The sequence below is a fragment of the Paenibacillus aurantius genome (assembly GCF_032268605.1).
Lineage (GTDB): Bacteria > Bacillota > Bacilli > Paenibacillales > NBRC-103111 > Paenibacillus_AO > Paenibacillus_AO aurantius.
On the sequence record NZ_CP130318.1, the window covers coordinates 4,193,185 to 4,209,398 of the forward strand.

Annotated in this window: 20 protein-coding genes; 7 read left to right on the top strand and 13 right to left on the bottom strand. The window is 57.2% G+C overall.

All coding sequences use genetic code 11. The annotated features are described in order from the left end of the window. Positions 1–38 precede the first annotated feature (38 nt). A complete protein-coding gene (locus tag MJA45_RS18990; protein ID WP_315603474.1) occupies positions 39–659 on the top strand; it encodes a DUF4309 domain-containing protein in 621 nt (206 codons plus the stop codon). 87 nt (positions 660–746) lie between these two features. Here the strand turns inward: MJA45_RS18990 and MJA45_RS18995 are convergent, their stop codons facing one another. After that, a complete protein-coding gene (locus tag MJA45_RS18995; protein ID WP_315603475.1) occupies positions 747–1,430 on the bottom strand; it encodes a DedA family protein in 684 nt (227 codons plus the stop codon). A gap of 110 nt (positions 1,431–1,540) precedes the next feature. On the opposite strand from MJA45_RS18995, the gene MJA45_RS19000 reads away from it, so the two are divergent. From MJA45_RS19000 to MJA45_RS19010, 3 genes are all read left to right on the top strand, one after another. Further along, positions 1,541–2,599: a YkvI family membrane protein gene (locus MJA45_RS19000; RefSeq protein ID WP_315603476.1), complete on the top strand. Its 1,059-nt coding sequence runs from the start codon at positions 1,541–1,543 to the stop codon at positions 2,597–2,599. Between the two features lie 105 nt (positions 2,600–2,704). Beyond that, entirely contained in the window at positions 2,705–3,466 is a 762-nt protein-coding gene (locus MJA45_RS19005; RefSeq protein WP_315603477.1) for a glucose 1-dehydrogenase, read from the top strand. Between the two features lie 35 nt (positions 3,467–3,501). After that, positions 3,502–4,383, top strand: a complete 882-nt coding sequence (locus MJA45_RS19010; RefSeq protein ID WP_315603478.1) for an EamA family transporter — start codon at positions 3,502–3,504, stop codon at positions 4,381–4,383. Positions 4,384–4,540: 157 nt separating this feature from the next. Here MJA45_RS19010 and MJA45_RS19015 read toward each other — a convergent pair whose 3' ends face one another. From MJA45_RS19015 to MJA45_RS19025, 3 genes are all read right to left on the bottom strand, one after another. Then, a complete protein-coding gene (locus MJA45_RS19015) occupies positions 4,541–5,011 on the bottom strand; it encodes a DUF1572 family protein (RefSeq protein ID WP_315603479.1) in 471 nt (156 codons plus the stop codon). Between the two features lie 27 nt (positions 5,012–5,038). Then, on the bottom strand, positions 5,039–6,169 hold the full coding sequence (locus MJA45_RS19020; RefSeq protein ID WP_315603480.1) for a glycosyltransferase family 4 protein: 1,131 nt from the start codon (positions 6,167–6,169) through the stop codon (positions 5,039–5,041). Between the two features lie 83 nt (positions 6,170–6,252). Further along, the gene (locus tag MJA45_RS19025; protein ID WP_315608059.1) at positions 6,253–6,450 is read right to left on the bottom strand and encodes a helix-turn-helix domain-containing protein; all 198 of its coding nucleotides are present in this window, start codon (positions 6,448–6,450) and stop codon (positions 6,253–6,255) included. A 190-nt stretch (positions 6,451–6,640) separates the two neighbouring features. On the opposite strand from MJA45_RS19025, the gene MJA45_RS19030 reads away from it, so the two are divergent. Continuing rightward, on the top strand, positions 6,641–7,024 hold the full coding sequence (locus tag MJA45_RS19030) for a helix-turn-helix domain-containing protein (RefSeq protein WP_315603481.1): 384 nt from the start codon (positions 6,641–6,643) through the stop codon (positions 7,022–7,024). A 45-nt stretch (positions 7,025–7,069) separates the two neighbouring features. Here MJA45_RS19030 and MJA45_RS19035 read toward each other — a convergent pair whose 3' ends face one another. From MJA45_RS19035 to rsgA, 4 genes are all read right to left on the bottom strand, one after another. After that, positions 7,070–7,834 (bottom strand): DUF817 domain-containing protein, encoded by a 765-nt coding sequence (locus MJA45_RS19035; protein WP_315608060.1) that lies wholly within the window; start codon positions 7,832–7,834, stop codon positions 7,070–7,072. Between the two features lie 88 nt (positions 7,835–7,922). Beyond that, entirely contained in the window at positions 7,923–8,624 is a 702-nt protein-coding gene (locus MJA45_RS19040) for an AIM24 family protein (protein WP_315603482.1), read from the bottom strand. 22 nt (positions 8,625–8,646) lie between these two features. Further along, positions 8,647–9,096 (bottom strand): hypothetical protein, encoded by a 450-nt coding sequence (locus MJA45_RS19045; RefSeq protein WP_315603483.1) that lies wholly within the window; start codon positions 9,094–9,096, stop codon positions 8,647–8,649. 229 nt (positions 9,097–9,325) lie between these two features. After that, positions 9,326–10,390 (bottom strand): ribosome small subunit-dependent GTPase A, encoded by a 1,065-nt coding sequence (gene rsgA / locus MJA45_RS19050; RefSeq protein ID WP_315603484.1) that lies wholly within the window; start codon positions 10,388–10,390, stop codon positions 9,326–9,328. Positions 10,391–10,669: 279 nt separating this feature from the next. Between rsgA and MJA45_RS19055 the strand changes: the two genes are divergently transcribed. Next, entirely contained in the window at positions 10,670–12,040 is a 1,371-nt protein-coding gene (locus MJA45_RS19055; protein WP_315603485.1) for an RsmF rRNA methyltransferase first C-terminal domain-containing protein, read from the top strand. Here the strand turns inward: MJA45_RS19055 and MJA45_RS19060 are convergent. From MJA45_RS19060 to MJA45_RS19075, 4 genes are all read right to left on the bottom strand, one after another. Beyond that, complete coding sequence (locus MJA45_RS19060; RefSeq protein ID WP_315603486.1) at positions 12,003–12,275, bottom strand: hypothetical protein; 273 nt, start codon at positions 12,273–12,275, stop codon at positions 12,003–12,005. The genes MJA45_RS19055 and MJA45_RS19060 overlap by 38 nt on opposite strands. A gap of 116 nt (positions 12,276–12,391) precedes the next feature. Further along, positions 12,392–13,402, bottom strand: a complete 1,011-nt coding sequence (locus tag MJA45_RS19065) for a hypothetical protein (protein WP_315603487.1) — start codon at positions 13,400–13,402, stop codon at positions 12,392–12,394. 155 nt (positions 13,403–13,557) lie between these two features. Beyond that, positions 13,558–14,358 (bottom strand): Cof-type HAD-IIB family hydrolase, encoded by an 801-nt coding sequence (locus MJA45_RS19070; RefSeq protein ID WP_315603488.1) that lies wholly within the window; start codon positions 14,356–14,358, stop codon positions 13,558–13,560. Next, positions 14,348–15,088: a pseudouridine synthase gene (locus MJA45_RS19075; RefSeq protein ID WP_315603489.1), complete on the bottom strand. Its 741-nt coding sequence runs from the start codon at positions 15,086–15,088 to the stop codon at positions 14,348–14,350. Before MJA45_RS19075 ends, MJA45_RS19070 begins: the two co-directional genes overlap by 11 nt. Before the next feature lie 167 nt (positions 15,089–15,255). Between MJA45_RS19075 and MJA45_RS19080 the strand changes: the two genes are divergently transcribed. After that, a complete protein-coding gene (locus MJA45_RS19080) occupies positions 15,256–15,726 on the top strand; it encodes a thioredoxin family protein (protein WP_315603490.1) in 471 nt (156 codons plus the stop codon). 65 nt (positions 15,727–15,791) lie between these two features. Here the strand turns inward: MJA45_RS19080 and MJA45_RS19085 are convergent, their stop codons facing one another. Beyond that, a complete protein-coding gene (locus tag MJA45_RS19085) occupies positions 15,792–16,202 on the bottom strand; it encodes a DUF309 domain-containing protein (protein ID WP_315603491.1) in 411 nt (136 codons plus the stop codon). Positions 16,203–16,214 lie beyond the last annotated feature (12 nt).

The window sequence follows — 16,214 nt, forward strand, 5'->3', positions numbered from 1 at the left end:
GGTCCCTCTTCCTGTGCGGGAACGGAAAGGAAGCCAAGATGAAGCAATCCCTGCCTACCGTCATCCTGGGCTGCATCGCAGCCGTCAGTACGGCCGCCGTCATCGGGTTCGTTACGGGTTGGATTCCCGTACCCGCTCCCAACAGCTCCGGACTGAGCCCGGCCAAGCCGGCCGTGACCTCTCCCCTGAAGAACGGGGACAACGGTGAGGCTCAACCCGGCAAGACCACCCAAACGTTAAGCCAGACGACCATCGACGCCTCGGAAGCCTACAGCACCCAACGCCCTTCCTTGATGGCCGTTACCTTAACCCAATCCGTCGAGGAAGTCACGAAGCGATATGGACAACCCTCCAGCGAATATGTCATGAAAGACGAAACCGACCCGATTACCGTGTACGAATATAAGGATTTTTCCGTAGGCTTCAACGCCAAGAAGCAGGTTCAATATGTCGAGCTGCGCACGGACCTGGTTGACCCGGGGCTGCACGGCTTCCGGCTCGGCCAGACGGCCGCCAAGGCGGTCGATGCGCTTGGCAAGCCGGATTCGGATACGGGGTATGTGCTGACGTACCGGACGAAGAGTACTATCCTTAAGCTCGACCTGGATCCCGAAAGCAAAACGGTCCATTCCGTTAAGCTTTTTGCCCGGACCGAATAGCCTTTCGAAAGGATTCCGACGATAGCCGTCTCAACCCAAAGAAGCCCGAGTGGGCTTTTTTGGGTTGGCTTCGCATCTGGCGCTCCGTCAGGAATGCTCGGGCGGCGTCTTTTTGCGGAACCGGATCGCGCTCAGAACGACGGCGGCCGAAACGGCGATGACGGCGAACAGCCCCCACCCCACATACGTGTGGATCAGGTGAAAGAGGTGCTCCATCCCCTGTCCGACAACCCGGCCCAAGGTAATGAACAGCGTACACCAGACGAAGGCTCCCCCTCCGGCGAAAAGCAAGTACTTCCACAGCTTAACCTGACTGACGCCGGCCAGGTAACAGGTGAAATGGCGGACCCCCGGGACAAAGTAACCGAAGCTGACGGTCCATAACCCGTACTTCCGAAACCAGGATTCCGCCCTTTCCAGCCGGCGGGGGGTCAGCTTCACCCATTTGCCGTATTTCCATAGGAACGGCTTCCCAACTTTCTTGCCCAGGTAGTAGCTGACGATCATCCCCGTCATGGCCCCACCGAAACTTACGGCTACCGCGAGATAGGGATTAAAGAGTCCTAAGGAGGTCAAATACCCCACGAAGGTCATTAGAATTTCGTCCGGAACGGGGAGTCCGACGATTCCGGCCGCCAGCAGCCCGTACATGGCATAGTACCCGTAACGCACAATAAATTCCTGCAAAGCTTCCTGAAGCATGCCTCTCCCTCCCTCGGTTAATGGGTCTTCCCGCTTTCCCGGCACCCGCTCCCTGTCTGTCCCAGTCATGGAAGGCTCCTCCCGGACATACTGTGTACTAATGCCCGCCTGTCCTTATCTCCTGCCCGCACAGGTGCTATAAGGATGGCAGGATTAAAACGGGAGAGGCGGAACCGGCAATGAGACCATGGGGCAGGATAGTTCAAGTGGCTTTTACTTATATCGGAACGATCGTGGGAGCCGGCTTTGCTTCCGGCCAGGAGATCCTTCAATTCTTTACCCAATACGGCGGGATCGCCACAGCCACCATCGCTCTCGCCACCGTGCTGTTTATAGGGTTCGGGATCAAGCTCATGCTGCTTGCCCAAAAAACCGGCGCCCGTTCTTACGAAGATTTGAACCGGACGCTGTTCGGTCCGGGAATCGGGGAGGCCTTCAGCCTCTTCCTGATGATTGTTCTGCTTGGCACGGCCGGGGTCATGCTGGCCGGAGCGGGAACGCTTTTTGCCGAACAACTGGGCTTGTCCTATCAGACGGGCCTGTGGATCACCCTTGTCCTCGGGTACCTCGTCCTCTCCAAAGGCATGCATGGCATTCTTGCGGTCAACACCGTCGTGGTCCCGTTCATGCTCCTGTTTACGGCTGTGGTTGCCCTCTCCACCTGGTCACTTCCCAATGCTTCCAACTGGCTCTGGCTGACGAGCGATTATCCGCTCCTTCAGATCTGGACGGCCCCGCTCCTCTATTCGGCCTTTAACCTCGCGACGGCGCAGGCGGTTCTGGTTCCGCTCGGCACCGCCATCCGGGACCGGGGCATTCTTATATGGGGAGGCGTGTTGGGAGGCGCGGGGATCGGGCTTCTCTTACTGGCGGCTCATTTCGCCCTGTCCGCGCAAATGCCCGGCATTCTGCAATATGAGATCCCGATGGGCCATATTATCCGGCGGCTCGGGGCCGTTGTGCAATTTCTCTATGTCCTTGTCATCTTTGGGGAAATCTTTACGACCTTCATTGCCGATGTGTTCGGCTTGATTCTGCAGATCGAGCAGCGTTTCCGGATCAGCCGGCAGGCCGCTCTACTCGGCATCCTGGCCTTGTCCTACGGACTCAGCCTCGTGGGGTTTCGCCCGCTGCTCAGCTTTCTCTATCCGCTTTTCGGGATGGTCAGCCTGCTGTGGCTGGGGTGGATTCTCGTCCGAAACCGGACCGGGACCTCCGACCGGCTCCCCCCTCCGTAACGGCCTATCCCCATCTTATGCGAAAGTTCCCGGAGGGAGCAATGCGTGTTTTCAAACCAAGCCCATTATAAGGTATAATTAGAGAAAATTCCTGGAGGGATAGGCATGCAGAAAACGGCTTTGATCACGGGAGGCGGGCAGGGTATCGGACGCGCGCTCGCCTTAAGGTTCGCCCAAGACGGCTATGCCGTCTCCCTGGTGGACCGCGACAAGGAAGCGGGACTGGAAGTAATCCGCCACATCCGCCAATACGGCGGAAACGCCATGTTCATGTGCATTGACGTAGCGGATGAAGAAGCCGTCGGCCGCTGGATGCAGCTCACCCATGAGGACATGGGCCGGGTGGACGTGCTTATCAACAACGCCGGCATTATGGCAAACGGAAGCATGCTCGAGCTGCCGGTATCGGAATTCGACCGGGTCATCGCCGTCAACCTTCGGGGGACGTTCGTCTGCTCGCAGCAGGCCGCCCGCATCATGAAGAGCTTAGGGAAAGGCTCCATTATCAACATCGCTTCCACCCGCGCTCTTATGTCGGAGCCGGATACGGAAGCCTATTCGGCCTCCAAGGGCGGCATTCTGTCGCTTACCCATGCCATGGCGGTCAGCCTCGGGGGCTACGGCATCCGGGTAAACGCCATCAGCCCGGGCTGGATCGAAACGGCCGATTGGCAGTACTCCCCCCGGGCGAAGAAGCCGGAGCATTCCGAGAGGGACATGCTCCAGCATCCTGTCGGGCGTGTCGGGGTCCCCTATGACATCGCCGACGCCTGCCTGTTCCTCGCCTCCGACCAAACCGGCTTCATTACGGGCCAGAACCTGGTCATCGACGGAGGCATGACGGTCAAAATGATTTACGAAGAATAAAGGGCCCTTCCCCGCAAAAGGAGACATCATCTGTTATGTGGCTTGTATACGCCGCTGCGGCGGCCGTTTGTTTCGGCTTCCGCGGCATTCTCTACCAATGGACTTCCCGAAGACCGATCGACCGCAATCTTCTGCTCCTGGGCGTTTATTTATGCGGGGCACTGATCTCATTCGTCATTAATCTGTTCCTCGGGCAGGCTTGGACCGCCGGTGCCCTTCTCGGCCTTCTGATGGGCCTGTTCTCCTTCACGTCCAACGCCGCCATGTACAAAGGCTTTGCCGTCGGCAAAACGTCCCTGATCGCCATGCTGATCGGGATGCCGCCCATTGTCGTGGTCGCCTTAAGCTACCTGCTCTGGGGCGAGAAACTGAGCGGAGGCCAGTGGGCGGCCTTCGGCGTCATTTTCACCGGGCTTGTCCTCTTGCGCTGGTCCGGGGATTTCACGCTGTCCCGCTTGAACGGCATCCAATGGGGGATTCTCGCAATGTTCACGTTTGCGTTCACCGACGTTTCGTCCAAGCAGGCTACCCTGCTGAACGGCAACACGTTCCCTACGCTGGCCCTTATGTATACGACCGGCTCTCTGCTTTTTCTCCTCCTGTGGCTTAAAGGAAGAAAACGCACTACCGGTCCGGCCGCTCAGCCGGAGCCGGACTCCCCGCAAGCCGTCTGGCCGCCGGGCAAGACCTTCTTCTGGGGAATGACCGTGGGCCTCACCAACATCGCCGGCATGATCCTCATCCTTCCGGCGTTCCGGCTTGGCATTACCGGGCTTGTTTCCGCCGTCATTGCGATGAACGTGCTGATGATTCTGCTGTATGCCCGTGTCTTCCTGAAGGAGAAGCTGTCGCGCCTCGAATTAACCGGCGTGCTGTGCACCTTTGCCGGTGTCCTGTGCTTAAGGCTGCTCGGGTAGCGGAAGATGCGACAGGCCGCTCCTGCCAAAGAAAAAGAAGCTCCCGGCCGGTGAAGGCCGGGAGCTTCTTCTTTCGGTACGCCCGGTTACCGGGCGTTGACGCGCTCGCTCTCGCAAGCGGGAGCTGCGGTGACTTCGTTCCTTGGGGACGCCGGCGTTAAATCGAGGTGCTGCGATAATCGCGGCCCCGCTTCATTTTGGCGATATAGAGCACTTGCCCCAAATGCTCCGAGAAATGATTGGTGCTTTGCAGGAAGAAGTGCAGGTACGATTGGTCCCGCCCTTGCGAACGCATCGTCCGGTGAAGATCTTCCTCCGAAAGCCCCTCGGCCGTTCGGGTAATCAGATCCATCGCCCACTGAAACTTCTCAATAAGCTCCTCCCGGGTGTACGGAATGTCCGGGCGGAATTCCCCGTCCCGGTCCCTGTGGTCGGGAAGCCCCTGAATCTCCGCTTCAATCCGCTGGTGAACATTTCCTGCCACATGCAGCATCAGATTCGCGATACTGTTGCTCTCCGGCGTCGGGCGCCAATAAAGCTCTTCCTCCGTAAGCTGGGAGACGGCATCGAGCCACCTCTTGGTAATCTGGCGGTATTTTTGCGTCAGCCGATCGATGAGGCTATCCATTCCTCTTTCCTCCTTAGGAGAACGTGATTAGGCGTGAACCCGGTAAGCTTCGTAAACCTTCGTCAATTGCTGGATGACCCGGTTCATGGAATAGGTCTTCTTCGCTTTGTCGCGAGCGGCCCGGGCCAGGTTATAGCGGTAAGAAGGGTCCTGCATCAGCTTCTCGAGCACTCCGGCTAGCGCGTGGGCGTCTCCGGGAGGAACCAGCAGCCCGTTGCGTCCGTTCTCGATCTGCTCGGCAATCCCTCCGACATTCGTTCCGACCAGCGCCAGCAGGCACAGAGCCGCCTCGGCAAAAACCGAGCCGAACGCTTCCGCACGGGAAGGGAGCACGAAAATATCGAAGAACGGCATAAACTCCTCCGGATGAAGCATATAGCCGTAGAAGATCGTCTCCTCGTAAATGTTCAAATCAACGGCCATCTGCTCCAGCTCCGTCCGGCTCGGGCCGTCCCCGATCAGGTGAAGGACGAAGGTATGGCCTTTCCGCTTTAGCTCGGAGCAGGCCTGGAGCAGCGTATCCAGCCCTTTGGCGGGAACAAGCCGGCACACGCTGATCAGCTGGGGCACGGCGTTCTCATGATTGGACGGCCTAAAGCGTCTTTCGTCGAAGCCGTTCGGGATAACCCCGATTTTGTCCGGGTCCTGCATATAATCCGATAGGTACTGCTTGAAGGAGGCGGATACGGTAATGATCTGGTTGGCTTTATCCTCGAGCTCTCGGTAGATCGAGGTCAGAAACGAGTGCTCCGGCCCGCCTTCGGCGATTCTTCCGTTCAGAATCAGCTCTCTCTCGAAGCTGGAGTGAATGGTCATAAGAAGGGGAGTGTCCGGAAACAGCTGCTTCATAACGAGCGCCGCAATCGGATGGTGGGCGTGAATCAGGTCGTACCGCTTCTTGATGCGCATCCTCGTCCACCACAGATAGTCCTTGTATGTTTGAATGTATTTATCCACGACCGGCGTTCCGGCATATCGCTTCCAATCGAAGGTGCTGAAGGCGACTTCCTCCGTCCCCTTCCCCCTGATCCTCTTCGGCAGGGAGAAGAGCTCCATGTCCCATCCCTTCTTCGTAAAACGCTCCTGGATGTACGGTACCATCGAAGAGACCCCTCCAGGCTGTTCGGGAGGGAAAAACAACGCCTGTAAAATATTCATCTGCTGCCCCCTGTTGGCCTGCCTTAGCCGTGTTAGTCTCCATTCTATTGTAACGGGTGGGGGAAGCAGTGAAAAGGATGTTTTTATTCGATGGTAAAGAGTTCCTCCATGGGCATGTCGAGCACCTCGCTCAGCCGCTTGGCCGCAGCGGGTCCTACCGATTTGACGGAGCGTTCGAGCAGGCTGACGTACGCATGACTCAGCTTGCACTGTTTGGCGAGCTCCCTTTGGGTGAGCCCCTTCATTATTCTGGACCGGGAGAATACGCCCGGCTTCGCCATGATCCTCAACAGTAATCCCTCCTGCGTTCGCCTTTTCGTTCCCATTATATCGGTAAAATTTTACTTTTGCAATCATTTTTGTTAACGAATGTTATGGGTCGGCAGGATTGTATTTACAGATGCAAATCAGCTATGATACAAATGTTAACTATCGCTTACTTTTGTAGGCTTTTGGAAGGAGCATCGCCTCTTGTTCTATGATAAATTAAGGGATCTCCGCAAGGAAAAAGGCTTCACCATCCGCGAGGTGGCCACCCGGTCCGGCGTTTCCGCCGCCTATATCTCCCAGCTCGAGAACGGCAACCGAGGGGTTCCGTCCCCCGACGTGCTGATGAAGCTGTCCGAAGGGCTGAACGCCTCCTATTCGGAGCTGATGCAGCATGCCGGCTACCTGGAACCGGAAAAAGCCGAGGAAGAGAAGCCCGCCGCCCCCGTGAACCTGAGAAGGCTCTTGAGGGAGAACGAGATTCAATTCGACGGCTTGGTTCTGAGCGATACGGACAAAGAATGGGTGGAGCGAGTGCTGACGGCCTTGTTCTGGAAGCACAAAGTCGAAGCCGATTCGCGCCCCTGATGCCGGCGGGACCCGATCGGAGCCTAAGAAAGGCTGTCTGGGCTCCTACGGACGCGACGGCTCCCTTGCCTCTTTTACCCGCTTCAATTGAGCCACGAGAATAATGCTGATGATGACGAGCAGGTACCACGATCCGATTTTCTGAATGCCGACGAGGTGCCAGCTCTGCTCTTGATCCGGATACTGCCAAGCCCCGAAAAAGGTGGCGATATTCTCCGCAACCCAAATAAAGAAACCGATCAGCAGAAAAGACAAGGAGAGCGGCATCCGGTAGGTCCGGTCCCGAACCGTGAAGCTTACCCAGGTCTTCCAGAAAACAACAAAAACCAGGACCATCAGAACCCAGCGGAAATCGGGCAGAAAGTGATGCGTGAAGAAATTCAAGTAAATCAGTGTTCCGAGAACAGCCGCGCTTCCTCTAGCCGGCCAGCCCGTCATGGACAGATTAAACCGGCGCCAGGCCTGGCAAAGGTAACTGGCCACGCTCGCATACATAAACCCGCTGTAAAGCGGAACCCCGAAGACTTTGCTCCAGGAGGCCTCCGGATACGTCCAGGACCCCATATGGGTCTTGTACAGCTCCAGAGCGAGACCGATAAGGTGAAACACGCAGATGACCTTCAGCTCATCCTTCGTTTCCAATCCGCTTGCCACCATCATGACTTGAACAAGCAGAAGGACAACCAAAATAAAATCATACCGGTGCCCGGCCGGAAGCGTAAGAAGCTTCGACAGAGCCAGCGTTCCAAAGACGCACACGGCGAACAGGCACGAAACGGCCTGCTGGTAACCAAAATGAAGCAGCTGCATGAAGCTATGTACCAACCGGCTCCGCACCGGGAGCGGAACCCTCGTCGCCCTTTCCATGAATCGTCTCCCCGGAGCCTGCTGGCTCCTGTTATTTGATAAACACGCCCCCGAAAGGCAGCGCCTCCCGCAGCAAGCGGCGGACGAAGCCATCGTCCCGCGCTTCCTCCACCTGACGGTCCGCTTTGTTCGATTGAAGCAGGACGCGGCCCCTCCCCGTTATCTTCCATTGGTAATTCATATGCTGGCTGGCCAAATGATTGCCGTAAACCGACAAATCGAGTTCCGCATTATGGGGATAGGCCACCAGGCTTCCCGTGTCGACGTATAGGGGAATGGTCGGTTCCAGGGCCATTTCGTGCAATGGGCCATGAGAAAGCAGCCCGATCGTTCCTGAACCGGTAAATTTCATTCGAACGATATCGCGGGTGATGAGCATGTTCTTGATTTTCAGAAACACCGGCTTCATCTCGATCCCATGGGAATAGAAGAGCACGTTGCGCATATCATACAAAAAATCATCCCCCTCGTCTACGGGGATTGTTTGGAGGGAGTAGCCGGTCGGCAGGGCGATAAGAAAATGCGCCGGTCCGGTCAGATCGGCGCGGATCCATTTTCTTTTGCGGTACATTCCCCTCAAGTCCAGCAAACGGTCCTCCCGGTTTGCCGGTACGCCCTGAAAAGCAACGATGGATTTGGGATGCAGCACATGAAGCCTCTCTCCTTCGGCGAGGGAAAAATGAGCCCCATTAGGCCGGCTGGCTCCCCTCTTCTCGTTATAGTTGATTTCCAATGGTTCTTCCCCCTCCTTGCCGTCACAAGCGGCTTCGCAAATACACCCTCAGAATACGGGACAACAAGAAATACCCGATTACCAGGCCAATGAGCGTGAAAAGAACGGTTCGAAGCTGCTTCATGCTCCGGATTCTCGCCTGCTCCGCACTCTGCAGCTGCCCGACCATATCGCTCAGCTGCCGGTTCTGCTCCAGAAGGCGGCGGTTGGCGTCCATCAGCTCTTTCTGGTCGTGTGTCACCTGCTCGGCTGCTTGTTTGGCTTCGTTAAGCTCTTCCTTCGTCCGGGCATATTCCTGCTGCACCCGGTCGTAATCCTCTTTAAGCTTGTCCACTTCCGCCGGAAGCTCGAAGATTCCTCTGACCGTGTCGATGACCCCCGCATGAGCGGGCGGGACGGACGGGAATAAGAACAGGGCGGCCGCGACGGCCGTCCCCGCTATCCAGCGGACGGGTAATCGTTGTCGGTTCATTGCCATCGCCTCCTTCCCCGCCGGCCTTGTCTGCCGCATGCTTGCTTGGCGCTCCTCAAACGGACACGTCTCCTAAAAAGATATACGAATGATTACCCATAATGTTCCTTCCCGTTCCAAAAATCGATTAGCGAAGCGGCACAAAAAGAAAACCCACCGCGCAAGGTTACCCCTGACGTCGGTAGGTTTCGCTTACCTTATTCTTTGCATGCGGTGTGCTTTCTTAGCCCTAAGGGCGGTTCCGCTGGCTCTTAGCCGCCTGGTGAATCTTCTTCCACTTGTCCTTCTCGGCCAGCTGCAGAGCTTTGTCCTCTTTGCGGAGCTGGTAAGCGAGCTCCTTCTGAAGCTTGACGTAGCTGTCGAACCTCGCTTGATCCAGGGTGCCGTCCTGAAGCGCCTCCTGTACGGCGCAGCCCGGCTCCTTCCGGTGGCTGCAGTCGTGGAAGCGGCAGCTTTCGGCGAGCTCTTCCACGTCCCGGAAGGACGTTTCGAGCCCCTCCGTTCCTTCCCACAGCTGCAGTTCCCTCATACCGGGCGTGTCAATCAGAAGGCCGCCCTGGGGAAGAACCACGAGCTCCCGGTGAGTCGTCGTGTGCTTGCCTTTGTCGTCTCCCTCCCGGATGCCGCCCGTCGCCATTATCTCGCTGCCGAACATCCGGTTGATAAGCGTCGACTTGCCCGCACCCGAAGAGCCGAGGAGAGCGGCCGTCCGGCCCGCCGTGACGTAGGCGGCGAGCTCCAGGACGCCTTCCAGGCTGAGCGAGCTCACGGCATGCACCGGAACGCCGGGCGCAATGGCCTCGACCTCGGCAGCCGCTTGCTCCACTCCCGCGCATAGATCCGCTTTGCTCAGCACGATGACCGGCCGGGCTCCGCTTTCCCAGGCAAGCAGCAAATACCGCTCGATCCGGCGGAGGTTAAAATCCTGATTCAAGGCATTCACCAGAAAGACCGTATCGACGTTGGCCGCCACAATCTGTTCCTCGGTCACCTGCCCCGCTGTCTTGCGGGAGAATTTACTGAAGCGGGGGAGAATGCCGTGAATCGTCGCCCGGCCTTCCCCCTCGCGTACGGTCAGGGCTACCCAATCGCCGACCGCAGGAAAATCCCCCCGTCCTATGGCTTCGTGCCTCAGCCGGCCGGTCACCTCAGCCAGCACGTCTCCCTGCTCGGTATACACCCGATACAGATGCTTATGCTCCAAATACACCCGCCCCGCTTGATGGCCTTTGGCCGCATAGGGCTCAAAGGCTTTCGCAAAGGCTTCGTTCCATCCCAAAGTAATAAGGTCCAACTCGGTTCCTCCTCGTTCTTCTTCGCTGCCAGCCGGCTGCTGCCGGATTACCTGCATTCGGATTCCACTGATCAATCATTCGGCATCCCTTCCTTTCCGCTCTGTCCAATCTTTTACTATTATAGACCGAGGAAGCGGGGGTGGACCCGTGACTTCTTCGTTATAGCCAAACTTTCCGGAACGGTCTAATGAGAGGGCTAAGGCTTGGAGGGTTGGAGGCCTGGCGGGAAGCGGGTATAATAGGAGGACTATTGTTGGCTGCAAAGGAGTTTGCCCGTCATGACGCAATTGCCCGAATCCTATCTCGACCAAATGAGGAGCCTCTTAGGACCCGAAACGGACGCCTTCCTGGCCTCTTACCAAGACCCCCGCACCCAGGGGCTGCGGTTCAATCCGCTGAGAAGGGCTGTTCCCGATTCCGTTAGGGAACGTCTTGTAATGGAGTGGCGGCTTATCCCGGTTCCGTGGTGCCCCTCCGGCTATTATTATCCCGAGGAGATCCGCCCGGGGAAGCATCCTTTTCACGCGGGCGGCCTGTACTATATTCAAGAACCGTCGGCCATGTCGGCCGTCGAGGTGCTCGACCCCAAGCCGGGAGAGATCGTGCTGGATTTGGCGGCCGCCCCTGGAGGCAAGTCAACCCAAATCGCCGGGAAGCTCGGCGGGGAGGGCCTGCTCGTGGCGAATGAAATTCATCCGGCCCGGGCCAAGATTCTATCGGAAAATATCGAAAGAATGGGAGCGGCGAACGCAGTCGTCGTCAGCGCTTCCCCCGACCGGCTGGCCTCAAGATTCCCGCTCTTCTTCGATAAAATTATGCTCGATGCCCCCTGCTCCGGGGAAGGGATGTTTCGGAAGGATCCCGCTGCGATCGGCGAATGGTCGCCGGATCATGTCGTCATGTGCGCGGCCCGGCAGCGGGATATTCTCCGCGAGGCGGTCAAGATGCTTAAGCCCGGAGGAGAGCTCGCTTATTCCACCTGCACCTTCAACCGCCAGGAGAATGAGGAAACGATGGACGCCATGCTCGAGGAGTTTCCCGAGCTCGAGAGAGTCCGGACCGAGAGGCTGTGGCCCCATAAAGGCGAGGGGGAAGGCCATTTCGTGTGCCTGCTTCGCAAAGACCGCGACGCGGTAACCGAGGCGGCGGCGGGCCCCGATCGGAAGACCCGCAAGGGCGCCTCGGCAGCCGGCAAACGGCCGAAGGGTACGGCCGACGCCTGGGAGCTGTTCTCCCGGCTCCGGGAAGAGGCCTTCCCCGGCCTTAAACTGAGGCAAGGAGAACCGCTTCTCTTCGGGGATCAGCTGTATTGGCTGCCTCAGGCCGAAAGCAGCCCGTTTCAAGCCCATTGGCTCGATGGCCTCAAGGTGCTGAGACCGGGCCTGCATCTGGCCGAAATCAAAAAAGGCCGGGCGGAGCCGGCGCATGCACTTGCTATGGCGATGGAACCCGCGGAAGCGGGTCATTCCTTCCGGCTCGACCCGGAAGGAGAAGAAGCGGCTGCCTATTTGAGGGGAGAAGCCCTGCCCTCCCCGGATTCCATCCGCGGCTGGTGCCTGGTGACCGCTGAGGGCTGCCCGCTTGGCTGGGGCAAGGCGAGCGGAGGATGGATTAAGAACCACTACCCGAAAGGCCTTCGTTTGCCCTAGGCCACAAAGCCTCCGGACGGCTGAGGTCGTTCTCCAGACGCAGCCGGTCCTCGATTCGTCCGATGAGCAAGCCCATCCGTTCCCCTACAGGGACGGGAAGCTCTACCTCCCGGACCGCCTTGGCTACATACAGCAGGCATTCCACCATGTCCTCCATCACCGCCGTTTTGCGGCTGTTCCGCACCATATCGGCCAGAACAACCAAATGGCTGAGCTCCTGCTCGGTCCATTTCATGAATAAGCCTCCCTTTTTTGTCTCTTTCTTAATTATGGAGGCTTTTGTCGGATTATGGAAGATGTTTCTTCAACAAAAAGGCCTCTATCCTTCATCGGACAGAGGCCTTCCCTTCCTTAATGCACCGTTTCGTTCTCGAAATAAATTTCATCGATGGGCTCATTTTGATACAGCAAGGTTAGGCTCAGCTCGTCATATTCCTTTTCCTTGTCCAGCTCCCTCATGAGCAGGGAAGAGATGATCTCGGCATCGTCGGCTCCGCCTTTATCGCGGAAGTCGATAAACCCGGTAAGCTGGCGGTGGGCGATGTCTACCGTAGCGGTCCCGATCGGCAGGCCGCCCAGCGTTTGCTGGTAGATCTCATAGGTCAGCGTATCTCCGTCATCCCGAACGAGAACAACCGAGTAGTCCTCCTCAGCGGCTTCTTCTCCAAAGGCTTCATAAGGGGTATCCAGCAGATCATCATGCGTCAGCTCCACCGTTTCCACGATCTCGCCTTCGTAAATGTGGTTAATGACGAACGTGTCGGCCTGCTCCTCATCGAAGTCGGTCACGAGAAGCTCGGTCACATGCTCGACTTCCCAATCCTCCGGCTCTCTTTCCCAGGTGACGTCACCCGTCAGATCCTCGCTTCTTGTCCGAAGGAAGGCTTCCGCGATCAATTCCTGCTCCGCATCGTAGACGTGATAGTCCACGCGGCTTCCCGTTTCCTTTACCGTGACGAGTTCGTATTCGGCGGACGCCCATTCGTCCTCGTCCATTTCCAGAATGTCCTCGTCTTCCTCCCAATCGGGTTCCAGGCCATATCCTTCCTCATCGTCTTCCTCTATAAAGGCTTCCCTTTCCTCTTCGGGAGTGGTGGCGATGATCCGGTCATAAGGGCTGTACGTGAGCAGGACCTCACAAGAGACGGCACGGACCGCCATAATGAAGGATTGAATATAGTCCTGAATAAAGGACGCTACGGACTCTTTGTCCGCTTCCGACAGCGAATCTTCCTCCAGCTGAACGGATCCCGAAACGCGGTCCTGTTCCCGGAACACCAACGTCAAGGAGCCCACATATTGTCCCCGCAGCAAAATGTCGCTGACTTCCCCGCCTGCCGTTCGCAAGTCCGGTCTAAGCATGACTTGGCTCATCCTCATCGCCCTTTCGTGATGGAATAGGTCGAACGCCTTTAGAGTGCCCGGACGGCAAGCAAAATATTGCCCCCTTTCCATACCAAAAGCCGGCCAGAGGCCGGCTTCATCCCGTTATCCCGCTATTCCCAGCTTCCCGGGGCTTAGACGCGGCCAAGCACATGCTCCCGAAGGGCTTCCGCCACTCCGTTCTCGTTGTTGCTGGCCCGGGTCACGGTGTCCGCTTTCTCTTTTACCCCTTCCGGAGAGTTGGACATGGCGATGCCAAGACCGGCCCATTCGATCATCCCCAGGTCGTTGAAGTAATTTCCGATGGCGAGCACCTCCTCGCGCCGGATTCCCCACTCCCCGGCCAGGCTCCTCAGCGCGTGGCCTTTGTTCGCTTCCGGGTTCATGACATCGAGGAACCGGTGACCGCTGCGGATCAGCAGCAAGGGGCTTCCGAGGCTCGTCCAGTCCTGCTCCATCCGGTTGATTTTCTCCTCCGTGCTGAAGATCGAAAGCTTGACCTGGGGCTCATCCACCTGCTGCACATCGGGAACGAGCTTAGGCTGAAGCATGAATCCTTCGTACATCGCTTTCTCTTCTTCTCCGAGCTTCTCGACATAGAGCTCGAACGGGGAGCAGACATCGAAATGAATGCCGTGCTCGCGGCAGTACCGCAGAACGGGCAGCACCTCGTCCGCATGGAATGGAAATTTGTTGATGACGCGGCGGTCGGAGGATTCCACCACGGCCGCGCCGTTGTGGGTGATCACGAGGCCCTCCAAGCCGAGCTCCTCCAGGATGGGCAAGGTGTTGGTGGGGCTTCTTCCCGTTGCCAGCACGAGGACCGCCCCGGCTTCATGCACTTCCCGGACCGCCTGCTTCACCGAGTCCGTCAAGACATGATCGTCCGTCAGCAGCGTTCCGTCGACGTCAAGCGCGATCAGCTTATACTTCATGGCTTTTCCTCAATCCTTCCAATTCCTCTGTCGTCAGCTCCCGGTAACCGCCTTTGGGCAGGCTTTCATCCAGGGGCAGCATCCCCATGGCAGTTCTTTTAAGGTAGGTTACTTTTTTGCCTGCCGCCGCCACCATTCGTTTCACCTGATGAAATTTGCCTTCATGCAGGATCAACCGGATTTCCGAACGGTTTTCCTCGAGGTCCGCCGACAGAATAACGAGCTCGGCCGGCAGCGTAACATACCCGTCGTCCAGCTCGACCCCTTTTTGAAACGCCCGCTGGTCCTCCCCGTCCATGATCCCCTCCACCTTGGCATAGTATGTTTTGGGAACATGCTTCTTAGGGGAAAGCAATTGATGGGCCAGCTTCCCGTCATTGGTCAGCAGCAGCAGCCCTTCCGTGTCCTTATCGAGGCGTCCCACCGGGAACAGTTCAAAGTGCGCGTATTCCTTTCCGATAAGGTCGAGAACCGTGCGGTCCCGGTTGTCTTCGGTCGCGGAGACCACGCCGGCCGGTTTGTGAAGCATAAGATAGACATGCTCGCGGAAGCGGAGCACCTCGCCATGAACCGACACTTCCTCGTTCTCGGGATTCACTTGGATTCCGCTGTCTTTAACGACTTTCCCGTTAACCTGAACTGCGCCCTTCTTGACCAGCGCCTTGATTTCGCTTCGGGTGCCGAAGCCGGAGTGGGCGAGCAGCTTATCCAGCCTTTGGGTTGCTTTCATCGGTCGATTACACTCTCCTACCTGGTGCAGGCTGTACTTATCCGTAAGAGAATCGTCACCAATTTCCTTTGCATTTGGGCAGGGAACGTCATATCATATTAATAGAGAAGCCTGTCCGGAAACATCCTGAATTTCCAGGGCATGTCCAATTCAAAAGGAGGGTTAAGGTGAAGAAACTAAGCATTTATTTAACCTGCATCATTGCTCTTTTTGCCATACTTTATGGGATCAATTCCCTGCAGCTGAAAGGCCAGGACAACAATGTATACGGCATGCCGGCCAAGAAGCTCAATCCGGCCACCGTCAGCCAGCTGAAGGACAAGAATTATCAGAATATCATTCTGCCGGATGACCTGAAGAAACGGCTCCAGAACAAAGAATCCCTGTTCGTTTATTACTTCTCTCCCACCTGCGTTCACTGCCAGAAGACCACTCCGATGCTCTACCCTCTGTCTCAGACCATGGGGATCGACATGAAGCAGTTTAACCTGCTGGAGTTCGAGGACGGCTGGCAGAACTTCAATATTCAATATACGCCGACTCTGGTGTATTACAAGGACGGCAAGGAAGCGGGCCGGCTCGAAGGCGAGAACGACGAGAAGACCTTTAAAGATTTCTTTAACAAGTTCAAATCATAGGAAGGGCGGCCGAACGGCCGCCTTTTTTTGTGTGTAGGCATGGAATTTCGGTTCTCTTCGTTCCTTTAGTCCTCTTCCAGGGCCGCCGGGGGATTCCGTTTCATTTCTTCCACGAGACCGGCCAGATCGGGGTCCAGAATCGTAATCGGGAAGGAGTAGAAAGCAAAAGATTCTCCCCCTGCCAACCGATTTCGGTAAGCCAGGCAATTCTCGAGCAGTTCGCCCAGGTCGATGCCCAGGCTGTGCCGCGGATAACGCTCCAGCTTATCCGCAGCCTGGGTGAACAGCTTAAGGCTTCCGCTCGGGTTGCCGTTCCGGTGATGATACAGGCCGACGGCCGCCTGCAGCAGCCCTTGATACAGAAGGTCGCGACCTTCCTCGAGCCACAGCTCCTCCATCACTTCGTGGCATTCGAAGTAGTCCAGGCTCACATTGAAATGGTAGAGAAACTGAACGTACAGCGGATCATAGGGCATGACGGCCAACTC